This is a genomic window from Stenotrophomonas sp. 22LJNL06-5-1, assembly GCF_056861455.1.
On the sequence record NZ_JBSPUE010000005.1, the window covers coordinates 26,240 to 49,677 of the forward strand.

Consider the following 23,438-nt stretch of genomic DNA (forward strand, 5'->3'; position numbering starts at 1 on the left):
TGTCGACATACTGAGATACACATCAACGGAAACTTTTTTCGTCACTTTGCGCTAACAAACGAGACAGGGTGCTTGCACCTGCGATTCAACCCCTTGATTTCGTGCATCAATTTTCATTTTTACCAAAATCATAGACTTGATTAACGCAGCTTTAATTCTTGGCGAACGCCCGCTACTATCGGCTCAGCCTCGCGATTTGGGAGCGCTTTTCGCTCCCCCGCCGGGCATTAACCCAGCCAAGATTTCTTGGAGAGAGAGAGCCAATGAATTTCCAGTCCAACAAGCTGCGCGATGCCGTTCTGGTCGCGCTCGTTGCCGGTGTGGCGTCCACTGCCACCGCCCAGGCTCAGGAAGCGACCAACCTTGACCGCATCTCGGTCACCGGTTCGCGCATCAAGAGCACCGACATCGAAACCTCGCAGCCGGTCCTGAGCCTGACCCGCGCCGACATCGAAAAGCAGGGCGTGACCTCGGTCGCCGACATCCTGCAGCGCGTTGCCGCCAACGGTGCCGCCCTGAACCGTACCTACAACAACGGCGGTGACGGTTCTGCCGGCGTCAGCCTGCGCAACCTGGGTTCCGAGCGCACCCTGGTGCTGGTCAATGGCCGTCGCTGGACTACTGGCCTGGATGGCAGCGTCGACCTGAACACCATTCCGACCGCGATGATCGAGCGCATCGACGTCCTGAAGGACGGCGCATCGACCATCTACGGTTCGGACGCGATCGCCGGCGTGGTGAACATCATCACCAAGCAGAACTTCGACGGCGCTGAAGTCAATGCCTATAAGGGCCAGTACAGCGCCGGCGACGGTGAGCGTGAAGCGTACGACTTCACTCTGGGTACCGTCACCGACCGCGCTTCGATTACCGTCGGTGCGTCCTACGTCAACGAAAAGTCCGTGATGGCCGGTGACCGCAAGATCTCCGCCGGCGGCCCGCCGTTCTACAGCGGTCAGAGCGCGACCGGCATCCCCGGCAACTACACGCGCAACGACGAGCAGTACATCATCCTCAACGGTGTTGAAACCCCGTTTGATCCGAACATCCATGGCTACAACACCGCGCCGGACAACTACCTGCTGACCCCGAATGAGCGCACCTCGCTGTTCGTGCTGGGTTCGTACAACCTGACTGACAACATCACCTTCCGCACCGAGGCGATGTACAACGAGCGCAAGTCCGAGCAGCTGCTGGCCGCCATGCCGGTCACTGGCATGGACCTGAGCGCGGACAGCATGTACAACCCGTATGGCGTCGAACTGGAGGGCGTCAATCGTCGCTTCAATGAATCCGGTGGCCGTTCGTTCAACCAGAACGTCAAGAACTGGCACTTCTACGGTGGTTTCGAAGGCTTCTTCGAGTTCGCCGGCCGCAACTTCGACTGGGATGTCGGCTACCGCTACGACAAGACCGACCAGAACGATCTGACCTACGGTCTGTTCAATGTGCAGCGCCTGGAAGAAGCCTACGGTCCGTCGGCACTGCGCGATGGCAAGCCCGCATGCTTGAACTCGGCGGGTGCCGTCATCGCCGGGTGCGTGCCGATCAATGCGCTGGGTGGTCTGGGTTCGGTCTCGCAGGAAGCGCTGGACTACGTGTCCTTCACCGCACATGACTCAGCGAGCCTTGTGTCGAAGGGTTACTACGCCAACCTCTCCGGTGAGATCGTGCAGCTACCGGCCGGTGCGCTGGGCTTCGCTGCCGGCTACGAGTACCGCAAGGAAACCGGTCAGTTTGATCCGGACGCCTTCATTGCCTCGGGCCTGAGCACCGGCAACGGTGCTGCACCGACCAAGGGTGCCTACGACCTGAACGAGTTCTTCGTGGAACTGTCGATCCCGGTGCTGGCCGATCTGCCGGGCGCGAAGCTGCTGGACTTCAGCGTGGCATCGCGCTACTCCGACTACAGCAACTTCGGCAACACCACCAACAACAAGTTCGGCTTCCGCTGGAAGCCGATCGACGACCTGATGATCCGCGGTAACTACTCGGAAGGCTTCCGCGCCCCGAGCATCAACAACCTGTATCGCGGCGATGCTGACTCGTTCGAGAGCTACATCGATCCCTGCTCCTCAAACGCAGGCCTGCGTACCGGTGCGGTTGCTGCGCAATGTGCCGCACAGGGTGTTCCAGCTGGCTTCGTGCAGCCTGGCGCCGGTGCGGGCCGCAAGCAGACGGTTGTGCCGTTCACCTGGCAAGCCAATCCGAACCTGAAGCCTGAGACGTCGACCAGCAAGACGCTGGGCCTGGTATGGAGCCCGAGCTTCGTCACCGGCCTGAACGTCACTCTGGACTGGTGGCAGATCGAGGTTGAAGACGCCATCACCCGTCCGGCGATCCAGGACATCATGAGCAACTGCTACGGCGGCACACCTCAGCAGCAGGCGGCCTACTGCGGCCTGATCACCCGCGATCCAAACTACGGCAGCACCAACCAGCGTTACACCATCACCAACGTCAACATGCCGCTGCAGAACCTGGCGTCGTACAAGGTGGAAGGCTGGGATCTGGGCATCCTGTACAAGTTGCCGGAAACTTCGATCGGCCAGTTCACCGTCAGCCTGGACGGCACGTACCTGTCGAAGTGGGACACCAAATCGACCCCGGATTCCCCGGTTGATGGTCGTCAGGGTCGCTACCGCGATCAGGACCCTTACTGGCGCATCCGTTCCAATCTGTATGTCGACTGGTCCTACGGGGACTTCGGGGTCAACTACGGCATTCGTTACAAGTCCGGCATGACCGAACCGTGCCCGTTTGATCCAGTCAAGGAACCGGAAACCTTCGCATACTGCTCTGATGGCGCGAAGGGAACGAACCACATTGGTGCCACGACCTACCACGACATCCAGTTCCGCTACAACACGCCGTGGAAGGGCACCATCATGGTCGGCCTGAACAACGCGTGGGACAAGGGCCCGCCGGTTTCGTACTACACCTCGTACAACATGTTCGACCCGCAGTACGACCTGCCGGGCCGCTACATGTACATGCAGTACAAGCAGAAGTTCTGATCGATCCACTGATCAGCTGATGCAGCAACGGCCCCGCAAGGGGCCGTTGTTTTTTGTGCCTCCGGCAATACGTGTGGCACGCAAGAAAAAAGCCGCGGCAATGCCGCGGCTTTCTCGTGACCAGATACGGCGATCTTCAACCGTTCGGAATCAGCGTCTCGATGAGATGCTCGACATAGGCCTCGAAATCCTCGCGCGCCTGCTTGGGCTGCTGCAACTGCAGCGACAGCTGCAGGAAGCCGACATAGGCCGCGTAGGCCAGGCGTGCGCGGTGGCGCGCATCGGTCGAGCTGAGCCCTGCCTGGCGGAACGAGGCGATCAGATAGTCAAGGCGGCGCTGCGACACGCGGTCGATCACCGGACGCACCATCGGATGGTCCAGTGCCTTCAGCAGCTCGCTGTAGATGATGTGCGGCTGCACTTCATGCGCCACCATCTGGAACAGCTGGCGCAGGCGCACGCGCGGGTCCGGTACGTCTTCCAGGCTGCCGAACACCTGTTCCTGTTCGAACAGTTCCCAGCGTTCAAGCGCGGCCTGCAGCAAGGCGTCACGCGAGGGGAAATGCCAATAGAAACTGCCCTTGGTCACGCCGAGTCGCCGCGCCAGCGGTTCCACCGCAACGGCGCCTACGCCTTGTTCAGCAATCAGGTCGAGGGCCGCCTGGGCCCAGTCTTCGGCACTCAGGCGGCTGTTGCGGCCGGCGCGCGGTTCGCCGGTGGAAGCGTCAGGTTGATTCATGGGCTGATTTAACCATACGCCGGGGTTCGTTGCAGTACGCCGTTGCGGGCGAAACCGTCAAAGGCGGCTCCTGGAGGCCTGCCGCACCGCACCATACGATGCAGTATTGACTTCCCCCGCAAGCGATCCATACTAGCAAGTATGGTTACGTCCCCTACTCCCGCTGCGTTCCATGACCTGCGCCTGGAGGCGGCCCATGGTGCCCACCTCGCCGCCACTGCCAGCGACCACGGTCGTCGTGGCCGGGTGCTGTTCGCGCACGGCTTCGGCCAGACCCGTCATGCCTGGAATACCACCGCGCGTGCCCTGTCTGCGGCCGGCCTGCAGACCCTGGCCTACGACGCGCGCGGCCACGGCGACTCGGACTGGAATGCCGCCGACCTGCCGTATCACGGCGAACAGTTCGCCGATGACCTCATCGTGCTGGCCGCTGAACAGCCGCGCCCGCCGGTACTGGTTGCCGCTTCGATGGGCGGCCTGTTTGGCCTGCTGGCCGAGTCGCGCTGGCCGGGCCTGTTCTCGGCGATGGTGCTGGTCGACATCACCCCGCGCTGGGATACCGCCGGTGTCGAGCGCATCCTCGCCTTCATGACGGCCCATCCCGACGGCTTCGCCTCGCTGACCCAGGCCGCCGACGTGATCTCCGCGTACATGCCGCACCGGCCGCGCAAATCCGAGCAGTCGCTGCGTGCGCTGCTGCGCGAGGACGGCCACGGCCGCTGGCGCTGGCACTGGGATCCGCGCCTGGTGGCCGAACTGGCCCGCGACAGCGAACAGCACCAGGACGCACTGGCCGAAGCCGCGCGCCAGGTGAAGTGCCCGCTGCTGCTGGTCAGCGGCGGCCGCAGCGACCTGGTCACGCCGCAGACCGTGGCCGAATTCCTGGCGTTGGCGCCGCACGCGCGTCATGTACAGCTGCCGCAGGCCACGCACATGGTCGCCGGCGATGACAACGACGCCTTTACCGCTACTGTGTTGGACTATCTGGACGTGTTGCCCGCAGCGGACGCTGCGGCTTCGTCCGCCACAAACGAGCACGTCACCGGAGCACGCTCATGAGCATCGTTCTTCCCTTCCTCGCCCTGCTGCTGGCAGGCGCGTTCGTCGCCTACCACCGCATGCGGCTGGTTACCTGGACGCTGATCAGCGTGGCCCTGCTGGCCGCCTGCTGGTTCATTCCCTACGTCAACCAGACCGCCACGATCGTCGCGGCCGCTGTGTTGGCCGTCATCGCCGTGCCGCTGCTGCTGCCGTTCATCCGCAAGCCGCTGCTGACCGGCCCGATGATGAAGGTGTTCCGCAAGGTGCTGCCGCCGCTGTCGCAGACCGAGCGCATCGCACTGGAAACCGGCTCGGTCGGCTTCGAGGGCGAACTGTTCACCGGTGATCCGGACTGGAACATCCTGCTCAACTACCCGAAGCCGCAGCTGACCGCCGAAGAACAGGCCTTCCTCGATGGCCCGGTGGAAGAGCTGTGCACCATGGTCAACGACTGGGAAATCACCCACGTCCACGCCGACCTGCCGCCGGAACTGTGGGCCTTCATCAAGAAGAACAAGTTCTTCGGCATGATCATCCCGAAGGAATACGGCGGCCTGGGCTTCTCCGCACTGGCCCACCACAAGGTGATCCAGAAGCTGGCCTCGGTGTCTTCGGTGGTCAGCTCCACCGTCGGCGTGCCCAACTCGCTGGGCCCGGGTGAACTGCTGGTGCATTACGGCACCCAGGAACAGAAGGACCAGTACCTGCCGCGCCTGGCCGATGGCCGCGAAGTGCCCTGCTTCGGCCTGACCGGTCCGTTCGCCGGCTCCGACGCCACCTCCATTCCGGACTACGGCATCGTCTGCAAGGGCGAGTGGAACGGCGAGCAGGTGCTCGGCGTCAAGCTGACCTTCGACAAGCGCTACATCACCCTGGCCCCGGTCGCTTCGCTGATCGGCCTGGCCTTCCGCATGTACGACCCGGATGGCCTGATCGGCGATACCCGCGACATCGGCATCACCCTGGGCCTGCTGCCGCGCGACACCGCCGGTGTTGAAATCGGCCGTCGCCACTTCCCGCTGAACTCGACGTTCCAGAACGGTCCGATCCGCGGCAAGGACGTGTTCATTCCGCTGACCCAGCTGATCGGTGGCGCTGCCATGGCCGGCAAGGGCTGGAACATGCTCAACGAGTGCCTGGCCGTGGGCCGCTCGATCACGCTGCCGTCCACCGCCAGTGGCGGGGCCAAGGCCGGTGCCGCCGTAACCGGCGCCTATGCACGCATCCGCAAGCAGTTCGGCCTGTCGGTCGGTCGCTTCGAAGGCGTGGAAGAAGCGCTGGCCCGCATCGGCGGCAAGGCCTACAAGATCAGCGCGCTGTCGCAGGCCACCGCCGCAGCGGTCGATCGTGGTGACGTGCCGTCGGTGCCGTCGGCGATCGCCAAGTACCACTGCACCAACATGAGCCGTGAAGTGATCTCGGACATGATGGACGTGATCGGCGGCAAGGGCATCATCCTGGGCCCGCGCAACTTCGCCGGCCGCAGCTGGCAGGCCGCGCCGATCGCGATCACCGTGGAAGGCGCCAACATCATGACCCGCAGCCTGCTGATCTTCGGCCAGGGTGCGATCCTCTGCCACCCGTGGGTGCTGAAGGAAATGAAGGCCGCGCAGGATCCGGATACCCGTGCCGGCCTGCAGGAGTTCGATCGCAGCCTGTTCGGCCACATCCGCTATGGCCTCTCCAATGCCGTGCGTTCGTTCTGGTTCGGCCTGACCGGTGCGCGCTTCGGCGCCGCCCCGGGTGACGCCTACACCCGCCGCTACTTCCGCAAACTGGACCGTTACTCGGCCAACCTGGCGCTGATGGCCGACATCTCGATGATGACCCTCGGCGGCAAGCTGAAGTTCAAGGAATCGCTGTCCGGCCGCCTGGGCGATGTGCTGAGCCACGTCTACATGACCAGCGCCATGCTCAAGCGTTACCACGACGAAGGCGCACCGCAGGCCGACCAGCCGCTGCTGGCCTGGGCCTTCCATGACAGCGTGCACAAGATCGAGGAATCGTTGTCGGCGGCCCTGCGCAACTTCCCGATCCGCCCGATCGGCTGGCTGATGTGGGCGCTGATCTTCCCGCTGGGCCGTCGTGCCGAGGCTCCGGGCGACCGCCTGAGCCGCCGCGTGGCCGCCCTGCTGATGGCGCCGAATGAAGCCCGCGACCGCCTGGCCAGTGGCGTGTTCCTGACCCCGTGCGAGAACAACCCGGGCGGCCGCATCAACAGCTACCTGAGCAAGGCGATCATGGCCGAGCCGGTGGAGCGCAAGTTCCTGAAGGCGCTGAAGAGCAAGGGCATCGAGGCGCTGGATTTCAAGGCCCAGCTGGACGAAGCCGTGGCCGAAGGCGTGATCACCCAGGACGAGCGCAGCCTGCTGGAAGAACTGCGTACGCTGACCCTGGACACCATCACCGTGGACGACTTCGACACCCACGAACTGCGCGCGGCCAGCTACTACGACCGCCAGCACAAGGACCCGCATTCGCAGGCGGCCTGATCGCCCGCGACACGCGTTGCCTCGACGGCGGGCCTTGGCCCGCCGTCGTTTTATCCGCCGAACGGAACACCCCTCATGTCCACGCCCCTGCTCTCGCTTTACCACCGCCTGCAGCGCTGGCCCGCCGGCAACTGGCTGTTCTCCCGCGCGGTGTGCTTCAAGGCGCCCTACTTCGCCAGCATCGCGCCACGCATCACCCGCCTGGAACACGGCCGCTGCGAAGGCACGCTGGCCGACCGACGCAAGGTGCGCAACCACATCGGCACGGTGCACGCGATCGCGATGTGCAACCTGGCCGAACTGACCGCCGGGCTGATGGTCGATGCGTCGTTGCCGAAGGGCATGCGCTGGATTCCGAAGGGGATGCAGGTGCAGTACCTGGCCAAGGCACGTGGCACGCTGCAGGCGGTGGCGCTGCCGGCGCAGCCGATCGTGGTCGCTTCCGAGGGCTATGCGCTGCCGGTGACGGTGAGCGTGCGCGACCGCGCGGGGACGGAGGTGTTCAGCGCGGTGATCGACATGTGGATGTCGCCGGCGAAGTAGTGTTCCCGCGAACGGCGCAGCCCCTTGTGGGTGGACGGGTAGAGTCGAGCTTGCTCGACTGATCGGATCTGGCCGGGCAGGTAGACCACGCAGGGGACGCTGCAAGTACATCCCTGTAAGCTCGGTCGCCGCATCCATGCGGCTCACGCCCCTGCGCGGCCCACCTGCCCGGCCACGGACACATTCCTGCGGCGTCCACCCACGGAAGAGAAAAAGAAGAGCAAAAAGCAAAAGCGGCCCACCGGCCGCTTTCTGCTGTTGCTGTTGATCTTCTTTTTCTTCTCCGTGGGCTGGCCGCCCACGGAACCTGTCAGCGGTGGGGCGGGTGGGTCGTGCAGGGGCGTTGGCGCCATGGATGGCGCCATCGAGCTTACATGGACGTACTTGCAGCGTCCCCTGCACGGCCCACCCGCCCCACCCAACACATGACCCGCTCCATGCGACCACCCCACGAGGGGCTGCGCCGTTGGCTGGAAACTACGCCACCGCGCGAAACACCAACGCCAGGATCGCCGGCACCGCCTGGATCATGAAAATGCGCCGGCTCACGCTGTAGGCGCCATAGCACCCTGCCACCACCACGCAGGCCAGCGAGAACGTCACCAGCACCGGCTGATCGATCACCAGCCCCACCCCGATGCCCGCCGCCAGGAAGCCGTTGTACACGCCCTGGTTGGCCGCCAGCACGCGCGTGATCTCTGCCTTCTCCGGCGTGTTGCGGAAGGTCTTCAGGCCCAGCGGGCGCGTCCACAGGAACATCTCCAGCACCAGGAAGTACAGGTGCAGCACCGCGACCAGCACGGTCAGCAGCAACGCGATCAGCGACATCGTTTCTCTCCTCGAAAAGACTGGACGGGATCAGCGGTCGCGCGGCAGCTTCTTTTCTTCGCGCAGCACACCGAATGCGGCAGCGGTCATGCACGCGGCAACCACCACGCCACCGATGAACACCACATGTGAACCAAACAGCGACAAGCCCTTGTGCACCCACGCAAAGCTCAGGTCCGCGCCGCGGTAGACCACCGTGTCGATTGCTGCACCGGCCTTGTAGCGCCACTGCCGGTCCACGCGGGTGTAGATGGTTTCGCGTGCCGGCTTGGCCAATGCGAACTCGCTGGCGCGGGTCATCACCTGCACCGCGGCCACCATCAAGGGCATGGGTGAAGCGGCAAGCACCGAGAAGCCGATCAGGATCGCAAAGCCAGGGATCAGCAGGGCCGGCGCGATGCCGTGGCGCGACAGCAGCCAGCGGGTCAGGCCCAGCTGCATCAGCAGCGCCAGTGCGTTCACCGCCAGGTCGATGCGCGAGAAGAAGGCCGTGGCAGCGCCTGCATCGTTGAACGCCGCACGCACGATGCTGGCCTGCTGGTTGTACAGCAGGGTGCCCACGCCCACACCGAACACCACCATGATCGCCAGCCAGCGCAGCAACGGCTCATGCACGATCAGTTTCAGGCCGTCCAGTACGCTGCCGCCCATCGGCTGCTCGCCGGATACCAACTGCTGCTCCTGCTCACGCAGCACCGCCCAGTGCCGCAGCCGCCAGATGCTCAACAGGCAGATGGCGAGAAAACCTGCCGAGACCAGCATCAGGTTGGCGATGCCCACGCGCTGCACCAGCGCACTGGTGATGATCGGACCGAGGAAGGCACCGATGGTGCCGGCCGCGCCGATGTAGCCGTAGAAAGCACGTGCCTGCGCGTTGGAAAACACATCGGCCATGAAGCTCCAGAACACCGCCACCGCGAACAGGTTGAAGACGGTGATCCAGAAAAAGAACGCCATGCCGCGGCCTGGCACACCGCTGTCGAACAGTACGTAGAAGCCCAGCAGGGTGACGATGAAGAAGCCATACACCGCCGGCAGGAACACCCGCCGCGGGAAGCGGCTGACCAGCCAGCCATACACCGGCTGCAGCACCAGCATGATCACGAACACGCAGGAGAACAGGAACTGCAGGACGAAGTCCTTCAACGCGATGCCGTGGCTGGCGAACCAGGCGATCAGCATCGGCGGAAACACGGTCTCCAGATCGGCCGAGGCAGCCATCGCCTCACGCACCGGGCGCAGCACGTAGTAGCCGCTGAGCAGGCAGAAGAAGTACAGGAACGACCACCACAGCGCCGGCGACTCACGCAGCGCCGCCGTCAGCCCACGCAACGGCCCCTTGCCCTTCACCGCGCTCACGCGGCGTCCCTCGCCAGAAGACGGCGGTTGGACAGCGGCATGGCAGGCTCCGGGGGCAGTGAAGCGCGTACGTTAGCCAATGCACTGCAACATCGCCAGCAGCAGCCACGCAGAAGGCTGCAACGCAGTGTCACGGCCCCACCCGTACGACACGTTCCGATACATGCTTTCGGAGCGTCAAAATTCCAACTTTTTCAACGAGATGCGCATTCATCTTCGCTTTGTTTGTGCACAAGGGAAAAGCGGCGCTAGAATCGCCATCAGCAGTCGCGCACGGGTCTCCACGATGAAAAAGAACAGCCTGCGTCGTCCGATCCGTTCGGCGGCCACCGGTTTGCTGGGCATGTTGATGCCCGTTGCCTTGTCCACCACCGCGCAGACCCCGCCGCCATTGCCGCCGATGCCGGCCAACATCGAATCCGCCGCCTCCGCCGTCGCCCACACCCAGCCCGCCGCCTACCGCACCGGCCTGGTGCAGCAGGTGCAGCTGCCGGCGGCCGGCTTCAACGTGGCCAACATCGAATCGATGGCGCAGCAGCTCACCTATGGCGAACGCGTGCCCGGCATGGCCGTGGCCATCGTGCAGGGTGGTCGCGTGCTCAGCGCGCGTGGCTATGGCGTTACCGACGTCAACAACCCGCTGCCGGTCGACGCCCACACCGTGTTCCGCCTGGCTTCGCTGTCCAAGGCCTTTGCCGGCACCATGGCCGGACTGCTGGTCAACGACGGCACGCTGCGCTGGGACAGCAAGGTCACCGACTACGTGCCGGGCTTCCGCCTGAACTCGCCGGAAGCGACCGATCGCCTGACCGTGGCCGACGTGCTCAGCCACCGCGTCGGCCTGCCGTACAACGCCTACGACCGCGACATCGAAGGCAACGCCGAGTACTACTCGCTGACCCAGAAGCTGGCCAACACCAGCCTGAAGTGCCTGCCGGGCGACTGCTACGCCTACCAGAACGTGGCCTTCAGCCTGATCGGCGACGTCGTCTATGCCGCTTCCGGCAGCTTCTACGAGCAGTCGGTCGAGCGCCGCATCTTCAAGCCGCTGGGCATGAACGATGCCAGCCTCGGCCTGGCCGGCATCCAGGCCAGCTCGCGCTGGGCGCGTCCGCACGTGCGCAGCCGCAATGGCTGGGTGTCGCTGACACCGAAGCCGACCTACTACCGCGTTGCCCCGGCCGCCGGCGTCAACGCCAGCGCCAGCGACATGGCGCAGTGGCTGCTGGCCCATACCGGCCATCGCCCGGACGTGCTGCCGGCACCGCTGCTGGCCACCCTGCATTCGAGCCTGATCAACACCCCGGGCGAAATGCGTTCGGGCTGGCGCCGCGAGCGCCTGCATTCGGCCGGCTACGCACTGGGCTGGCGCACCTTCGACTACGCCGGCCACGACGTGGTGTTCCATGCCGGTGCCGTGCAGGGCTATCGCGGCCTGGTCGCGCTGGTGCCGGAACGCGATCTCGGCATCGCCATCATGTGGAACGGCGAAAGCGGCCTGCCCAGCGGCCTGCTGCCGACCGTGCTCGATTCCGCGCTCGGCCTGCCGACGCAGCGCTGGCTGGACGTGGACACCGACTTCGGCAGCGACAACCTGATGGCCGAGGGCGCGAGCCCGGCGCAGCAGGACAAGCGCAAGGGCAAGGGTGCTTCGAGCAACCGTGCGGTGGCCTCGCCGCGCTGAGTTGGCGGGCTCGACCGCGAGTGGAAGGGGGCGGCCTGCGGGCCGCCCTTTTTGTTGGCTGTTGTAGCGTCGAGCCGTGCTCGACGCCACAAACGGAGGGCTAATGCGCGAAGTAGTGCATGCCGCCGTCCACCGGAATCACCGCACCGGTGATGTAGCCGGCCAAGGGCGAGGCCAGGAAGGCCACCAGCGGCGCCACCTCCTCCGGATCACCAAAACGCCCGATCGGGATGTTGCGTGCGATGAACTCACGCCGGCTTTCCTCGGTGGGATGCAGGCGATCGCGGATCTGCGCGCTGTTGATACGTCCCGGTGCAATTGCATTCACCGTGATGCCCTGCCCGGCCACGTCGGAGGCCAGCCCCTTGCCCCACAGATGCAGCGCAGCCTTTGCCGCCGTGGCCGCGTTCACCGCGCGCGGCTCCATCGAGCCGCTGAAGTTGATCACCCGCCCCCAGCCCTGTGCCTGCATCGCCGGCAACAACGCCTGGGTCAGCCGCCGCGCTGCGGAGAAGTTCAGTGCGAACGCCTCCTCCCAGACATCGTCGGCAGCGTCCACCGTGGTGGGCCGCGAGCCACCGGCTGCGTTGACCAGGATGTCGACGCGCTGCAGTGCTGCCAGCGCCGCATGGGCGAGCCGGCTCACGTATCCAGCATCGGTGACATCGCCAAGCAGGATGATCGGCGCCGGCGCACCCGTGGCTTCGATCCCGGCGGCCAGCGCCTGCAGCGGTTCCGCACGTCGTGCGCTGATCGCGATGCGTACTCCCTGCGATGCCAGCAATCTGGCAACACCGGCGCCGATGCCACTGCCCGCCCCGGTGACCAGCGCGGTACGCCCTTCAAGACCCAGATCCATGATGTTCTCCCAATCAGCCAGCCGGTACACCCGGCCCGTGCAGTGCATGCTGTTTGATCACCCCTGATTGATAAACTCCGCGCAGGTTTCAGCATTCAACACCCGGGGTGTCAGATGAACCTGCTGGAGAGCATGCAGGTCTACGTGCTGATCGTGGACAAGGGCAGCCTCAGCGCTGCGGCGGCAGCAATGGATATCTCGGCGACGATGGCCGGCAAGCACCTGCGTGCGCTGGAAGCACGGCTGGGGATGCAGCTGTTGAGCCGTACCACCCGGCGCCAGCACATGACGCCCTTCGGCGAGGACTACTACACCCGCTGCCGCGAGATCCTGCGGCTGGTGGAAGAAACCGACGCGCAGGCGCAGCACCAGCAGCTGGCACCGGCGGGCACGCTGCGCATCAGTGCGCCGGTGATCTTCGGCACGCATGCGCTGGTACCGGCACTGGCCGAATATATGGCGCGCCATCCGGATGTCCGGGTCGAAGCCACGCTGACCGACCGCGTGGTCGACCTCGCCGAGGAGGGCTTCGAAGCGGCCCTGCGCATCGGCACGCTGGCCGACAGCAGCATGCTGGTGGCGCGTGCACTGGCACCGTATCGCCTGATGATGTGCGCATCGCCGGCGTACCTGGCCAGGCATGGCACGCCACGCAGCCTGCGCGACCTCGCCCTGCATCAATGCCTGTCCTTCGAACCGAGCGCACTCGCACAGTGGCTGCAGGCCGATGCTGGCGGGCTCGAGCGTGTGCCCGACGGCCGGCTGCAGATCAACAACGGAGAAGCGCTGCGTACGGCGGCGCTACATGGGCTGGGCATCGTGCTGCAGTCGGCACTGCTGCTGGCTGCCGACGTCGACGCCGGACGCCTGGTGCAGCTGTTCCCGGAGCATGGCCAGACCGGTCGGCCCATGCACGTGGTCTACGCCCACGATCGCTACCACTCGACCCGCCTGCGCAGCTTCCTGGACTTCCTGGTGGAGCGCTTTCCACCGGCGCCGCACCGCTAGCATCGACCGTCAGAAAAGCAGTCGGGCATGACTCGACCCTACAAGCGGTCCATAAAAAAACCCCCTCCCCGCTGGGCAGCCAGGGAAGGGGGTTTCAGGATGCGGCTATCGGGAAGTACTTAGATCAGCGGCGCCGGGGTTGCCGGCAGAGCGACCGGAGCGGCCTTCTTCTTGCGGGCGGCCGGCTTGCGCTTGGCAACCTTCTTCGCTGCCTTCTTCGGGGCAGCCTTCTTGGTGGCCTTCTTCGCGGTCTTCTTTACTGCCTTCTTTACTGCCTTCTTGGCGGTCTTCTTGACGGCCTTCTTGGCAGTCGCCTTCTTCGCGACCTTCTTGGCCGGCTTGCGGGCCGTTGCCTTCTTGGCAGTCTTCTTGGTGGCCTTCTTGGCTACCTTCTTGACGGCCTTCTTCGCGGTCTTCTTGACGGCCTTCTTGGCAGTGGACTTCTTGGCTACCTTCTTCGCCGCCTTCTTCACTGCCTTCTTCGCAGTGGTCTTCTTGGCGACCTTCTTCGCAGCCTTCTTCACTGCCTTCTTGGCGGTCGCCTTCTTCGCGACCTTCTTCACTGCCTTCTTGGCAGCGGCCTTCTTCGCGACCTTCTTCACCGCTTTCTTGGCGGCGGGCTTCTTCTTCGCAGCTTTCTTGGTTGCCATGGGATGGCTCCTCGTCAGTGATAGGGAGTTGAAACGCCCAGGTGGATCAAACCCGCGGATGCTGCGTGCGGGGACCGCCGGCGCGTCAGGCGCGCCGTTACGGATGCGGCAATGCCCGCCTCGATCGGCGGAGCGGACATCGGAACGGGAGTTGCCTTGCATTTCTCCGGGGGAAGCGGGGCCATGTCCACCGTCATCAGGGTCGCGGTGGTCTTGAAGGGGCTGCTTCGCATCGGACGATTGATTCTGCGCACTCGGTTGGGCAGGCAAGGTCTGCTGAGGCGAAACCTAATCACGGTTTTTTTTACTGTCAACAACCCCCGCGAAAAATTTTCACATCCGCGCCATTCCGGACGCCGCCCGCGCCACCGCCGTGCGCGTCCTGCAACGACCATTGAAGCGGCGCGCACGCGCGTCGCATGCGACGACGTCGATGCACTCTCTGAACAAAAAACACTTGAAATAAGCACTCTGCGCAGATAGGCACATGTTCCGGACAACAGCGCACGTGCATCACCGATGGTCACCGGCACCGTCGCCAACGCCAGCACAACGGGGCCGCAACGGGGGGCGAAAAGTTTTCACATCTGATCGCTTCGGCGCGGGGCCGAAACGCGGATTTGCGCAAAACTGCGCACGCCGATCGGCACCGTTCGTCTGTCGGCTGATGCCACGCCGAGGGTGCAGAGCGAACCCGCCGTCATGAGTCCGACGCACTCGCCAAAACAAAAACGGCCACCCGAAGGTGGCCGTTCCAGAACCCGGAAGTGACGACTCAGTGGTCGTCGTTTTCCAGGGCTTCGGCATACGCGTCCGGATCCAGCAGTTCGTTGAGCTCTTCGGCGTTGGTCAGTTCGACCACGAACATCCAGCCTTCGCCGTAGGCATCTTCATTGATGGTTTCCGGCTTGTCGGACAGCGCCGAGTTGACCTCGACGACCTTGCCGCTGATCGGGCTGTAGACGTCCGAGGCGGCCTTCACCGACTCGACAACGGCGATCTGCTCGCCAGCCTTTGCGTCGGCGCCGACTTCCGGCAGTTCGACGTAGACCAGGTCACCCAGCAGGCCCTGGGCGTGGTCGGAAATACCGACGGTGACACGGCCATTGCCTTCGACACGGGCCCACTCATGGGACTTGAGGAACTTGAGGTCGCCGGGGATCTCGCTCATGGGACTGCTCCAGAGATATGCAGGGGTGGAAAAAACGGGGCTAGTGTAACCAACCGGCCGCCACTGCTGTCAGTGACGATCGGCAGTTTCGGATCAGGCGTCGGCGAGCACGCCGGGCTGGGCCTGGCCTTCGCGCACGAACGGGAACTTGACCACGCGCACCGGCACCTGCCGGCCGCGGATGTCGACGGTGACCTCGCCGAGTTCACCGGCCGGTACGCGGGCAAAGGCGATGCCCTTGGCCAGGGTCGGCGAGAAGGTGCCGGACAGGATCTCACCCTGGCCGCCCGCGGTGGTCACCGCCTGGCCGTGGCGCAGCACGCCCTTCTCGTCCATCACCAGGCCGATCATCTGGCGTGCGGTGCCGGCGGCCTTCTGCGCTTCCAGCACGTCGCGGCCGATGAAGTCGCGGCCTTCGTCCAGCGACACTGTCCAGGCCAGCGCCGCTTCGTACGGGCTGATCTCTTCGTCCATGTCCTGGCCATACAGGTTCATGCCGGCTTCCAGGCGCAGCGTGTCGCGTGCGCCGAGACCGGCCGGCTTCACGCCCGCCGCCAGCAGGCGGTTCCAGAACGCGACCACGGCGTCCTGCGGCAGCAGGATCTCGAAACCATCTTCACCGGTGTAGCCGGTGCGGGCGACGAACAGCTCGACGCCGTCATCGGACTGCACCTGCAGGGCGGCGAAGCGACCCAGCTTGGTCAACGCTGCACGGTCGACTTCGCGGGCCAGGCCGATCACGATGTCGCGCGCCTGCGGTCCCTGCACGGCGAGGATGGCCAGGTCCGGGCGCTGCTCGACAGTGACGCCGAACGGCGCAGCCTGCTCGCGCAGCCAGGCCAGGTCCTTCTCGCGGGTGGAGGCATTGACCACCATGCGGAAGAAGTCGTCGCCCAGGTAGTAGACGATCAGGTCGTCGATGACGCCGCCGCGCGGGTTCAGCATGCACGAGTACAGCGCCTTGCCGGTCACCTTCAGCTTGTCGACCGAGTTGGCCAGCAGGCGGCGCAGGAACGGCTTGACCTGGTCACCGCGCAGGTCGACCACGGTCATGTGGCTGACGTCGAACACACCGGACTCGCGGCGCACCAGGTGGTGCTCGTCGAGCTGCGAGCCGTAGTGGATGGGCATGTCCCAACCCCCGAAATCGACCATCTTGGCGCCGAGGGCGCGGTGGGTATCGTTGAGCAGCGTCTTCTGGGTCATGACCGGGTCCGGCAGCAGAGGAAACAAGAATCCCCATTATCCCAGATCGGTCGCCCGCAGGCGTGCCGCAGCGCAGCGGCCATCTGCAAGCACACCTCATGCGACCGCGCCCGCTGGCCTTGACGACCCGCGGACGCGGCCAAACCACCGCAGCCTCAGCCCTGGGCCATGGCCTCGACCACCAGCACCGTGCCCTGCACGCTGCGCACCCGCACCCACGTACCTGCAGGCAACTCCGGGCCGCTGACCTGCCAGGACGCATCGTCAATGCTGACCCGTCCCTGGCCACCGACGATGCCCTGCTGCAGTACCACCTCCCGGCCGACCAACTGCTCGGCACGGCGGTTGAGCAACGGCGCATCGCTGGGTCGTGCCCGCGGCCGCCCCCAGCGCCGGTAGCACTGGATCGAGACCACACTCAGCAGGACGAAAGCGATCACCTGCCACAACAGCGGAATGTCACTGAACACCGCAACCAGTACGAATACCGCCGCCGCGCCAATGCCGATCCACAGCATGAACGCACCCGGCGCCAGCGCTTCGGCCGCGAACAGCAGCAGCGCCAGCGCGCCCCAACCGACGACTTCCCAGCGCATGTCAGCCTCCGAGCGGCGGCGGCCGCTTGCCGGCGGCCTTGTTGTCCTGGCTGGCCAGCGCCTGCTTCGCCAGTTCGGCCACGCCCGCGATCGAACCGATCACGCCACTGGCCTCCATCGGCATCAGCACCAGCTTCTGGTTCGGCGAACTGGCCAGCTCCTTGAACGCTTCCACGTACTTCTGCGCAACAAAGTAGTTGATCGCCTGCACGTCGCCCTCGGCAATCGCCGCCGACACCACCTTGGTCGCCATCGCTTCGGCCTCGGCCAGGCGCTCGCGCGCCTCGGCATCGCGGAACGCAGCTTCGCGGCGGCCTTCGGCCTCCAGCACCGTGGCCTGCTTTTCGCCATCGGCGCGCAGGATCTCCGACTGGCGTGAACCCTCTGCCTCGAGGATCTGCGCGCGCTTTTCTCGCTCGGCCTTCATCTGCCGTGCCATCGCGTCCAGCAGATCGCGCGGCGGCTGGATGTCGCGGATCTCGATGCGGTTGACCTTCACGCCCCAGGGATTGGTGGCATGGTCGACCACGCTCAGCAGCTGGGCATTGATCACCTCGCGCTGGCTGAGCGACTCATCCAGGTCCATCGAACCGATCACGGTACGGATGTTGGTCTGCACCAGGGCGATCATCGCCACTTCCAGGTTGGCCACCTCATAGGCGGCCTTGGCGGCATCCAGTACCTGGAAGAACACCACGCCGTCCACGCGCACGGCGGCGTTGTCCTTGGTGATCACTTCCTGGCTGGGCACGTCCAGCACCTGCTCCATCATGTTCACCTTGCGCCCCACCCCGTACACGATCGGGATCAGGAAATGCAGCCCGGGGGTCATGGTGTGCGTGTAGCGCCCGAAGCGCTCGACGGTCCACTCGTAGCCCTGGGGCACCATCCGTACCGCCTTGAACAGGATCACCACGGCCACGAAGGCCAGTACCACGGTAAAGAACATGGTCGGGAACATCTTGCTTTCCTTATCTATGACGTCCAGGCCCCAGCATAGCGCGTGAAGGCCGCATTCACAGCGGAGCTACCAGGGCACGCGCCCGCGCAGGATGTCGGCGAACATCACCCAGTCGCCCATGAACGAGTACAGCGGGTGCTGGAAGGTGGCCGGGCGATTCTTCTCGAAGAAGAAATGGCCAACCCAGGCGAAGCTGTAACCGCAGAACAGGGCAGCCAGCAGCAGCACCGGCTGCCCACGCAGGATCGCTGCCGCGACCAGCAACAGCACGCCGCAGCTGCCGATGAAGTGCAGCCGGCGCGATACCGGGTGGCGGTGCTCGCTGAGGTAGAACGAATAGAACTCGCGGAAGCTGGCGAAGCGGGACATGCACATGCTCCGGGGGCCGTGGTCACTGCCATCATGCGCCTTCGCGGCTTCGATAGCGGGTCGATTTCGACACGGCACTGCTGGCCCGGCGCCGTTGCCCTTGTACAGTCGAGCCTGGCTCGACGCTACACCGGGGGCGTGCGCGGGCCGAACATGATCACCGCCATGCCGGCCAGGCACAGCGCGGCGCCGAACAGGTCCCAGCGGCTGGGGCGGATGCCATCAACCAGCCACAGCCAGAACAGCGCAGTGCCGATATAGACGCCACCGTAGGCCGCGTAGACCCGGCCACTGGCGGTCGGGTGCAGGGTCAGCAGCCAGGCGAACAGGGCCAGGCTGGCCGCCGCCGGCAGCAGCAACCAGATGCTGCCGCCCTTGCGCAGCCACAACCACGGCAGGTAGCAGCCGACGATCTCGGCCAACGCCGTCAGCAGGAACAGGCCGAGTGTCTTCACGCCTTCTCCGCCGCCTTGGCGTGCTGCCACAGCGCTTCCTGTGCATCCAGGCCCATCGCAGCCAGCGCCCCACCCTGCGCGTCGGCCTGCGCTTCCATCGCGCGGAAGCGGCGTTCGAACTTGTGGTTGGCCCCGCGCAGCGCCGCACCCAGATCGATGTCGGCGTGACGCGCCAGGTTGGCGCAGACGAACAGCAGGTCGCCCAGTTCTTCCTGCAGGCGCGCCTTGTTGCCGGCGATATCGCCGCGCTCGAACTCCTCGCGCAGCTCCTGCAGTTCCTCGGCCGCCTTGTCCAGCACCGGCAACGGGCCAGGCCAGTCAAAGCCGACCTTGGCCGCACGCGACTGCAGCTTCACCGCCCGCTGCCATTCGGGCAGGCCACGCGAGATACCGGCCAGTGCGGAGGTGTCCTGCTCGCCCTTTGCGGCACGCTCGGCACGCTTGATCGCGTCCCAGTTGCGCGTCACGCCGTCGGCATCGTCAACGCTGACGTCGGCGAACACGTGCGGGTGACGGCGCTGCATCTTGTCGCTGATCGCGCGTGCGACCTCGGCGAAGGCGAAGGCGCCCTGCTCCTCGGCCATGCGTGCATGGAACACCACCTGCAGCAGCAGATCGCCGAGCTCGTCACAGAGATCGTCAAGATCGCCACGGTCGATCGCATCGGCCACCTCATAGGCCTCCTCGATGGTGTACGGCGCGATGGTCGCGAAGTTCTGTTCCAGGTCCCAGGGGCAGCCACCCTGCGGATCGCGCAGGCGCGCCATGATCGCCAGCAGGCGCTCCAGTTCGTTGCTGGCTGCACTGCCGGCGGTGGGGGTGTCATGCGCGCTCATGCGGCCTCCAGGGTCAATCGGACAACCAGTCGCGCCACGGCAGGCTGGTATCACCAAGGGCAATGAAATCGCCGTTCAACAGGGTCTCGCGGCGGTTGTAGCGGAACGGCTTGCCGGTCGCTGCCGACAGTACCGCACCGCCGGCGGCGTGCAGCACGCACTGGCCGGCGGCGGTATCCCATTCGGAGGTCGGGCCAAGCCGCGGATAGACATCCAGGCCACCTTCGGCGATCCGGCAGAATTTCAGTGACGAGCCCTGCGCGATGGTCTCGATGCGGCCCATCCTCGCCAGCAGCGCCTCGGTTTCCGCTGAGCGGTGCGAGCGGCTGGCCGCAACCCGCAACGGTGCGGTGGCCGGCGTGCGGGTGCGCAGCACGGTGTCGTGCAGGCCCTGCCGGCGATAGGCCAGCTCGCCACGCATGGCATGCCAGACGATGCCGGTCACCGGGGCCAGCACCACGCCGAAGGCCGGTGCGCCCTGGTAGATCAGCGCGATGTTGACGCTGAATTCGCCGTTGCGCTTGACGAACTCGCGGGTGCCGTCGAGCGGGTCGACCAGCCAGTAGGCACCCCAGTGGCGGCGCTGCTCCCAGCCCACCTGCGCCGATTCCTCGGACAGGATCGGCAGATCCGGGGTCAGCTGCTGCAGGCCCTGCTCGATGACCTGGTTGGCTGCCAGGTCGGCACTGGTGACCGGGCTGTTGTCGTCCTTGATCTGCACGTCGAAGCCATCGGCATAGACCTGCATGATGGCCTGTCCGGCTTCCTGGGCGATGGCGATGGCAGTCTCGCGCAGGTCCGTGGTCAGTTTGATCATCGCAATCCCTGCAGCCACTGGCGGGCGATGAACAGCGCCGCCAGCGAGCGTCCCTCGGAGAAGTCCTCACGCAGCATCAGCTGGTCCAACTCGGCCAGCTTCCACGGGATGACTTCCAGTTCTTCCGGCTCGTCGCCGGCCAGCTTTTCCGGGTACAGGTCGCGCGCCACCACCAGCCACGACTGGTGGCTCATGTAGGTCGGGGCCAGGGTCATCGCGCGCAGCACGTCCACCTGGCGCGCGCCATAACCGGCCTCTTCCTTCAGTTCGCGGTCCGCGGCCTGCTCGGGGGTCTCGCCGGCATCGATCCGGCCCTTGACCAGCCCCAGTTCGTAGCGGTGCATGCCGGCAGCGTATTCACGTACCAGCAGCACGGTCTCGTCGTCGAGCATCGGCACCACTACCACCGCACCATGGCCACGGCTGACCAGCCGCTCGAAGCGGCGGCGTTCGCCGTTGGAGAACTCCAGGTCCAGATGCTGGCGCTGGAAGGGACCGTTCTCCTCATCGGTGATCCGATGGATGATCGGCAAGCGACGGCCGGCACGGTCATCGTTCATGCGGAATCTCCGCGGCGGCCGGCGCCTGCGCCGGGGCCGATAGAATGTGCAGGCAGCAACATGTTCATGAGCCCGAAATGCTAGCAGACCCAACCCCCTCCCCGCTGGCCCAGCACTGGCGGCAACGCGACCTGCAGGTGCTGTGGCACCCGTGCACGCAGATGCGTGAACACCCGGACACCCTGCCGCTGGTGCCGATCGCCCGCGGCGAAGGTGCCTGGCTGATCGACCACGACGGCAACCGCTATCTGGATGCGGTCAGCAGCTGGTGGACCAACCTGTTCGGCCATGCCGAACCGCGCATCGGTGGCGCCATCGCCGCCCAGGCCACGCAGCTGGAACAGGTGATGCTGGCCGGCTTCGGCCATGAGCCAGCCATCACCCTGGCCGAACGCCTGCTGGCGCTGGCCCCGCGCCAGCCTGGCCGCGAACCGCTGGCCAAGGTGTTCTACGCCGACAACGGCTCCGCCGGCGTGGAAGTGGCGCTGAAGATGGCCTTCCAGTATTTCCAGAACCGCGGGGAACCGCGGCGCACGCGTTTCATCGCACTGGAGAACGGCTACCACGGCGAGACCCTGGGCGCGCTGGCGCTGGGTGACATCCCGCTGTATCGCCGTGTCTACGCGCCGCTGCTGGCCGAAGGGCTGTTCGCGCCGTCGCCCGACGCTTACCTGGCCGAGCCCGGCCAGAGCGCAGCGGATCGCGCACGCCAGGCCGCCGATGGCCTGGCTACGCTGTTCGACCAGCATCCGGGCGAGATCTGTGCGGTGATCCTGGAGCCACGCCTGCAGTGCGCGGGCGGCATGCGCATGCATGACCCGGTGTACCTGCAGCGCGTGCGCGAACTGTGTGATGCGCACGGTGCATTCATGATCGCCGACGAGATCGCCACCGGTTTCGGCCGCACCGGCACCCTGTTCGCCTGCGAGCAGGCCGGAGTGATGCCAGACCTGATGTGCCTCTCGAAAGGCCTGACCGGCGGCTTCCTGCCGCTGGCCGCCGTGCTGGCGACGCAGGCCCTGTACGACGCGTTCCTCGACGACTCGCGCGAGCGTGCGTTCCTGCACTCGCACAGCTACACCGGTAACCCGCTGGCCTGCGCGGCCGCGCTGGCGACGCTGGACATCTTCCGCGACGACGATGTGATCGCCCGTAACCGCGGTATCGCCTCGGTGATGGGCACGCTGGCCGCACCGTTCAGCGACCATCCGCACGTGGCCGACGTGCGCCAGGCCGGCATGGTGGTGGCGTTCGAGCTGTCGCGCGACGGCAACAAGCGCACGCCGTTCGACCCGGCATTGCGGCTGGGCCTGCATGCCTACAGGGCCGCCTTGAAGCGCGGCGTGGTGCTGCGCCCGCTGGGCGACGTGCTGTACTGGATGCCACCCTACTGCGTGGATGACGAACAACTGGAGCTGCTGGCACATACCACGCTGGCGGCGATTGACGAGGCAATTGCATGCGCGTGACCCGCTGCCCCATCGACCTGGCGCTGCACAGCGGCCAGACCGTGACCCTGCCGGAAGAGACGGCCAACCACCTGGTACGGGTGATGCGCCTGCGCGAGGGCGATACCTGCGTGCTGTTCAATGGTGATGGCCACGACTACAGCGCGACGCTGACCGTAGCCGGCAAGCGCGAGGTGCAGGTCCGCATCGACGCCGTGCAGGCCATCGACAATGAATCACCGCTGGCGATCACCCTGCTGCAGGGCATCGCGCGTGGCGAGAAGATGGACCTGATCCTGCAGAAGGCCACCGAACTGGGCGTGGCGGCGATCATTCCGGTCAACGCCGAGCGCACCGAGGTGAAGCTGGATGCGGCACGGGCCGAGAAGCGGGTGGCGCACTGGAACAACGTGGTGACCTCCGCCTGTGGCCAGTCCGGGCGCGCGCGCATTCCGCAGGTGGGTCCGCCGCTGTCGCTGGCGCAGGCCGCGGCGGCACTGCCGGCCGATACGCTGCGGCTGACCCTGGACCCACTGGGCGCACATCGCCTGTCGACGCTGGCGGCCGCGCCGGCAGGCGGCATCGTGATCGCGATCGGCCCGGAAGGTGGCTGGTCGCCGCGCGACCGGGATCAGCTGGCGGCGGCAGGCTTCCAGGGCCTGCAGCTGGGCCCGCGCATCCTGCGCACGGAAACCGCCGGCCTGGCCGCGATTGCAGCATTGCAGGCGCGGCTGGGCGATCTGGGGTAAGGCGGATTGGTGGTAGTGCCGGCCGCTGGCCGGCATCCACTGAATCATGC

23 protein-coding genes are annotated in these 23,438 nt (G+C 65.7%); 9 read left to right on the top strand and 14 right to left on the bottom strand.

All coding sequences use genetic code 11. The annotated features are described in order from the left end of the window. Window positions 1-263: 263 nt before the first annotated feature. On the top strand, window positions 264-3,017 hold the full coding sequence (locus AC13GF_RS12050) for a TonB-dependent receptor plug domain-containing protein (RefSeq protein ID WP_483004759.1): 2,754 nt from the start codon (window positions 264-266) through the stop codon (window positions 3,015-3,017). Between the two features lie 136 nt (window positions 3,018-3,153). On the opposite strand, the gene AC13GF_RS12055 is transcribed toward AC13GF_RS12050, so the two are convergent. Beyond that, window positions 3,154-3,756 (bottom strand): TetR/AcrR family transcriptional regulator, encoded by a 603-nt coding sequence (locus tag AC13GF_RS12055; RefSeq protein WP_483004760.1) that lies wholly within the window; start codon window positions 3,754-3,756, stop codon window positions 3,154-3,156. A 141-nt stretch (window positions 3,757-3,897) separates the two neighbouring features. Here AC13GF_RS12055 and AC13GF_RS12060 point away from each other — a divergent pair, with 141 nt between their 5' ends. From AC13GF_RS12060 to AC13GF_RS12070, 3 genes are all read left to right on the top strand, one after another. Beyond that, window positions 3,898-4,815 (top strand): alpha/beta fold hydrolase, encoded by a 918-nt coding sequence (locus tag AC13GF_RS12060; RefSeq protein WP_483004761.1) that lies wholly within the window; start codon window positions 3,898-3,900, stop codon window positions 4,813-4,815. Beyond that, window positions 4,812-7,289, top strand: a complete 2,478-nt coding sequence (locus AC13GF_RS12065; protein WP_180847638.1) for an acyl-CoA dehydrogenase — start codon at window positions 4,812-4,814, stop codon at window positions 7,287-7,289. The genes AC13GF_RS12060 and AC13GF_RS12065 overlap by 4 nt, the downstream gene beginning before the upstream one ends. A 75-nt stretch (window positions 7,290-7,364) precedes the next feature. Then, the gene (locus AC13GF_RS12070; RefSeq protein ID WP_483004762.1) at window positions 7,365-7,832 is read left to right on the top strand and encodes a hotdog fold domain-containing protein; all 468 of its coding nucleotides are present in this window, start codon (window positions 7,365-7,367) and stop codon (window positions 7,830-7,832) included. 477 nt (window positions 7,833-8,309) lie between these two features. On the opposite strand, the gene AC13GF_RS12075 is transcribed toward AC13GF_RS12070, so the two are convergent. Beyond that, entirely contained in the window at window positions 8,310-8,660 is a 351-nt protein-coding gene (locus AC13GF_RS12075) for a DUF1304 domain-containing protein (protein ID WP_483004763.1), read from the bottom strand. Window positions 8,661-8,690: 30 nt separating this feature from the next. Continuing rightward, entirely contained in the window at window positions 8,691-10,019 is a 1,329-nt protein-coding gene (locus AC13GF_RS12080) for an NTP/NDP exchange transporter (protein WP_483004764.1), read from the bottom strand. Between the two features lie 286 nt (window positions 10,020-10,305). Between AC13GF_RS12080 and AC13GF_RS12085 the strand changes: the two genes are divergently transcribed. After that, window positions 10,306-11,703: a serine hydrolase domain-containing protein gene (locus AC13GF_RS12085; RefSeq protein WP_483004765.1), complete on the top strand. Its 1,398-nt coding sequence runs from the start codon at window positions 10,306-10,308 to the stop codon at window positions 11,701-11,703. 100 nt (window positions 11,704-11,803) lie between these two features. On the opposite strand, the gene AC13GF_RS12090 is transcribed toward AC13GF_RS12085, so the two are convergent. Continuing rightward, window positions 11,804-12,562 carry an SDR family NAD(P)-dependent oxidoreductase gene (locus AC13GF_RS12090; RefSeq protein WP_483004766.1) on the bottom strand — a complete coding sequence of 253 codons (759 nt, stop codon included), beginning with the start codon at window positions 12,560-12,562 and terminating at the stop codon, window positions 11,804-11,806. A 114-nt stretch (window positions 12,563-12,676) separates the two neighbouring features. Between AC13GF_RS12090 and AC13GF_RS12095 the strand changes: the two genes are divergently transcribed. After that, entirely contained in the window at window positions 12,677-13,570 is an 894-nt protein-coding gene (locus tag AC13GF_RS12095) for a LysR family transcriptional regulator (protein WP_483004767.1), read from the top strand. A 119-nt stretch (window positions 13,571-13,689) separates the two neighbouring features. On the opposite strand, the gene AC13GF_RS12100 is transcribed toward AC13GF_RS12095, so the two are convergent. Then, complete coding sequence (locus AC13GF_RS12100) at window positions 13,690-14,220, bottom strand: hypothetical protein (RefSeq protein ID WP_483004768.1); 531 nt, start codon at window positions 14,218-14,220, stop codon at window positions 13,690-13,692. Between the two features lie 111 nt (window positions 14,221-14,331). Between AC13GF_RS12100 and AC13GF_RS12105 the strand changes: the two genes are divergently transcribed. Next, window positions 14,332-14,703 carry a hypothetical protein gene (locus tag AC13GF_RS12105; protein WP_126929289.1) on the top strand — a complete coding sequence of 124 codons (372 nt, stop codon included), beginning with the start codon at window positions 14,332-14,334 and terminating at the stop codon, window positions 14,701-14,703. Between the two features lie 292 nt (window positions 14,704-14,995). On the opposite strand, the gene gcvH is transcribed toward AC13GF_RS12105, so the two are convergent. The 9 genes from gcvH to nudE all read right to left on the bottom strand — a co-directional run bounded on the left by gcvH (window position 14,996) and on the right by nudE (window position 21,191). Further along, window positions 14,996-15,391 carry a glycine cleavage system protein GcvH gene (gcvH, locus tag AC13GF_RS12110; RefSeq protein ID WP_010482723.1) on the bottom strand — a complete coding sequence of 132 codons (396 nt, stop codon included), beginning with the start codon at window positions 15,389-15,391 and terminating at the stop codon, window positions 14,996-14,998. A gap of 93 nt (window positions 15,392-15,484) precedes the next feature. Then, on the bottom strand, window positions 15,485-16,597 hold the full coding sequence (gcvT, locus tag AC13GF_RS12115; RefSeq protein ID WP_483004769.1) for a glycine cleavage system aminomethyltransferase GcvT: 1,113 nt from the start codon (window positions 16,595-16,597) through the stop codon (window positions 15,485-15,487). A 155-nt stretch (window positions 16,598-16,752) separates the two neighbouring features. Then, window positions 16,753-17,193 carry an NfeD family protein gene (locus tag AC13GF_RS12120; protein ID WP_126929287.1) on the bottom strand — a complete coding sequence of 147 codons (441 nt, stop codon included), beginning with the start codon at window positions 17,191-17,193 and terminating at the stop codon, window positions 16,753-16,755. Between the two features lies 1 nt (window position 17,194). Beyond that, entirely contained in the window at window positions 17,195-18,154 is a 960-nt protein-coding gene (locus AC13GF_RS12125; protein WP_005410704.1) for an SPFH domain-containing protein, read from the bottom strand. Between the two features lie 66 nt (window positions 18,155-18,220). Further along, entirely contained in the window at window positions 18,221-18,523 is a 303-nt protein-coding gene (locus tag AC13GF_RS12130) for an Mpo1-like protein (RefSeq protein WP_483004770.1), read from the bottom strand. A gap of 125 nt (window positions 18,524-18,648) precedes the next feature. Next, window positions 18,649-18,978 carry a YnfA family protein gene (locus AC13GF_RS12135; protein WP_126929285.1) on the bottom strand — a complete coding sequence of 110 codons (330 nt, stop codon included), beginning with the start codon at window positions 18,976-18,978 and terminating at the stop codon, window positions 18,649-18,651. After that, entirely contained in the window at window positions 18,975-19,814 is an 840-nt protein-coding gene (mazG, locus tag AC13GF_RS12140; RefSeq protein ID WP_483004771.1) for a nucleoside triphosphate pyrophosphohydrolase, read from the bottom strand. Before mazG ends, AC13GF_RS12135 begins: the two co-directional genes overlap by 4 nt. Window positions 19,815-19,827: 13 nt before the next feature. Continuing rightward, on the bottom strand, window positions 19,828-20,631 hold the full coding sequence (gene cysQ, locus AC13GF_RS12145) for a 3'(2'),5'-bisphosphate nucleotidase CysQ (RefSeq protein ID WP_197598224.1): 804 nt from the start codon (window positions 20,629-20,631) through the stop codon (window positions 19,828-19,830). Next, window positions 20,628-21,191, bottom strand: coding sequence for an ADP compounds hydrolase NudE (nudE, locus tag AC13GF_RS12150; RefSeq protein WP_126929282.1), 564 nt, complete (start codon window positions 21,189-21,191; stop codon window positions 20,628-20,630). Before nudE ends, cysQ begins: the two co-directional genes overlap by 4 nt. Before the next feature lie 77 nt (window positions 21,192-21,268). On the opposite strand from nudE, the gene bioA reads away from it, so the two are divergent. Continuing rightward, window positions 21,269-22,660: an adenosylmethionine--8-amino-7-oxononanoate transaminase gene (gene bioA / locus AC13GF_RS12155; RefSeq protein WP_483004772.1), complete on the top strand. Its 1,392-nt coding sequence runs from the start codon at window positions 21,269-21,271 to the stop codon at window positions 22,658-22,660. After that, window positions 22,651-23,388: a 16S rRNA (uracil(1498)-N(3))-methyltransferase gene (locus AC13GF_RS12160; protein WP_483004773.1), complete on the top strand. Its 738-nt coding sequence runs from the start codon at window positions 22,651-22,653 to the stop codon at window positions 23,386-23,388. The genes bioA and AC13GF_RS12160 overlap by 10 nt, the downstream gene beginning before the upstream one ends. Window positions 23,389-23,438 lie beyond the last annotated feature (50 nt).

Excerpts from the sequence above, each read along its gene's own strand:
- AC13GF_RS12050 (WP_483004759.1), top strand. The coding sequence starts at position 264 with ATGAATTTCCAGTCCAACAAGCTGCGCGATGCCGTTCTGGTCGCGCTC.
- AC13GF_RS12055 (WP_483004760.1), bottom strand. The coding sequence starts at position 3,756 with ATGAATCAACCTGACGCTTCCACCGGCGAACCGCGCGCCGGCCGCAAC.
- AC13GF_RS12060 (WP_483004761.1), top strand. The coding sequence starts at position 3,898 with ATGGTTACGTCCCCTACTCCCGCTGCGTTCCATGACCTGCGCCTGGAG.
- AC13GF_RS12065 (WP_180847638.1), top strand. The coding sequence starts at position 4,812 with ATGAGCATCGTTCTTCCCTTCCTCGCCCTGCTGCTGGCAGGCGCGTTC.
- AC13GF_RS12070 (WP_483004762.1), top strand. The coding sequence starts at position 7,365 with ATGTCCACGCCCCTGCTCTCGCTTTACCACCGCCTGCAGCGCTGGCCC.
- AC13GF_RS12075 (WP_483004763.1), bottom strand. The coding sequence starts at position 8,660 with ATGTCGCTGATCGCGTTGCTGCTGACCGTGCTGGTCGCGGTGCTGCAC.
- AC13GF_RS12085 (WP_483004765.1), top strand. The coding sequence starts at position 10,306 with ATGAAAAAGAACAGCCTGCGTCGTCCGATCCGTTCGGCGGCCACCGGT.
- AC13GF_RS12090 (WP_483004766.1), bottom strand. The coding sequence starts at position 12,562 with ATGGATCTGGGTCTTGAAGGGCGTACCGCGCTGGTCACCGGGGCGGGC.
- AC13GF_RS12095 (WP_483004767.1), top strand. The coding sequence starts at position 12,677 with ATGAACCTGCTGGAGAGCATGCAGGTCTACGTGCTGATCGTGGACAAG.
- AC13GF_RS12100 (WP_483004768.1), bottom strand. The coding sequence starts at position 14,220 with ATGGCAACCAAGAAAGCTGCGAAGAAGAAGCCCGCCGCCAAGAAAGCG.
- AC13GF_RS12105 (WP_126929289.1), top strand. The coding sequence starts at position 14,332 with ATGCCCGCCTCGATCGGCGGAGCGGACATCGGAACGGGAGTTGCCTTG.
- gcvH (WP_010482723.1), bottom strand. The coding sequence starts at position 15,391 with ATGAGCGAGATCCCCGGCGACCTCAAGTTCCTCAAGTCCCATGAGTGG.
- gcvT (WP_483004769.1), bottom strand. The coding sequence starts at position 16,597 with ATGACCCAGAAGACGCTGCTCAACGATACCCACCGCGCCCTCGGCGCC.
- AC13GF_RS12120 (WP_126929287.1), bottom strand. The coding sequence starts at position 17,193 with ATGCGCTGGGAAGTCGTCGGTTGGGGCGCGCTGGCGCTGCTGCTGTTC.
- AC13GF_RS12125 (WP_005410704.1), bottom strand. The coding sequence starts at position 18,154 with ATGTTCCCGACCATGTTCTTTACCGTGGTACTGGCCTTCGTGGCCGTG.
- AC13GF_RS12130 (WP_483004770.1), bottom strand. The coding sequence starts at position 18,523 with ATGTCCCGCTTCGCCAGCTTCCGCGAGTTCTATTCGTTCTACCTCAGC.
- mazG (WP_483004771.1), bottom strand. The coding sequence starts at position 19,814 with ATGAGCGCGCATGACACCCCCACCGCCGGCAGTGCAGCCAGCAACGAA.
- cysQ (WP_197598224.1), bottom strand. The coding sequence starts at position 20,631 with ATGATCAAACTGACCACGGACCTGCGCGAGACTGCCATCGCCATCGCC.
- nudE (WP_126929282.1), bottom strand. The coding sequence starts at position 21,191 with ATGAACGATGACCGTGCCGGCCGTCGCTTGCCGATCATCCATCGGATC.
- bioA (WP_483004772.1), top strand. The coding sequence starts at position 21,269 with ATGCTAGCAGACCCAACCCCCTCCCCGCTGGCCCAGCACTGGCGGCAA.
- AC13GF_RS12160 (WP_483004773.1), top strand. The coding sequence starts at position 22,651 with ATGCGCGTGACCCGCTGCCCCATCGACCTGGCGCTGCACAGCGGCCAG.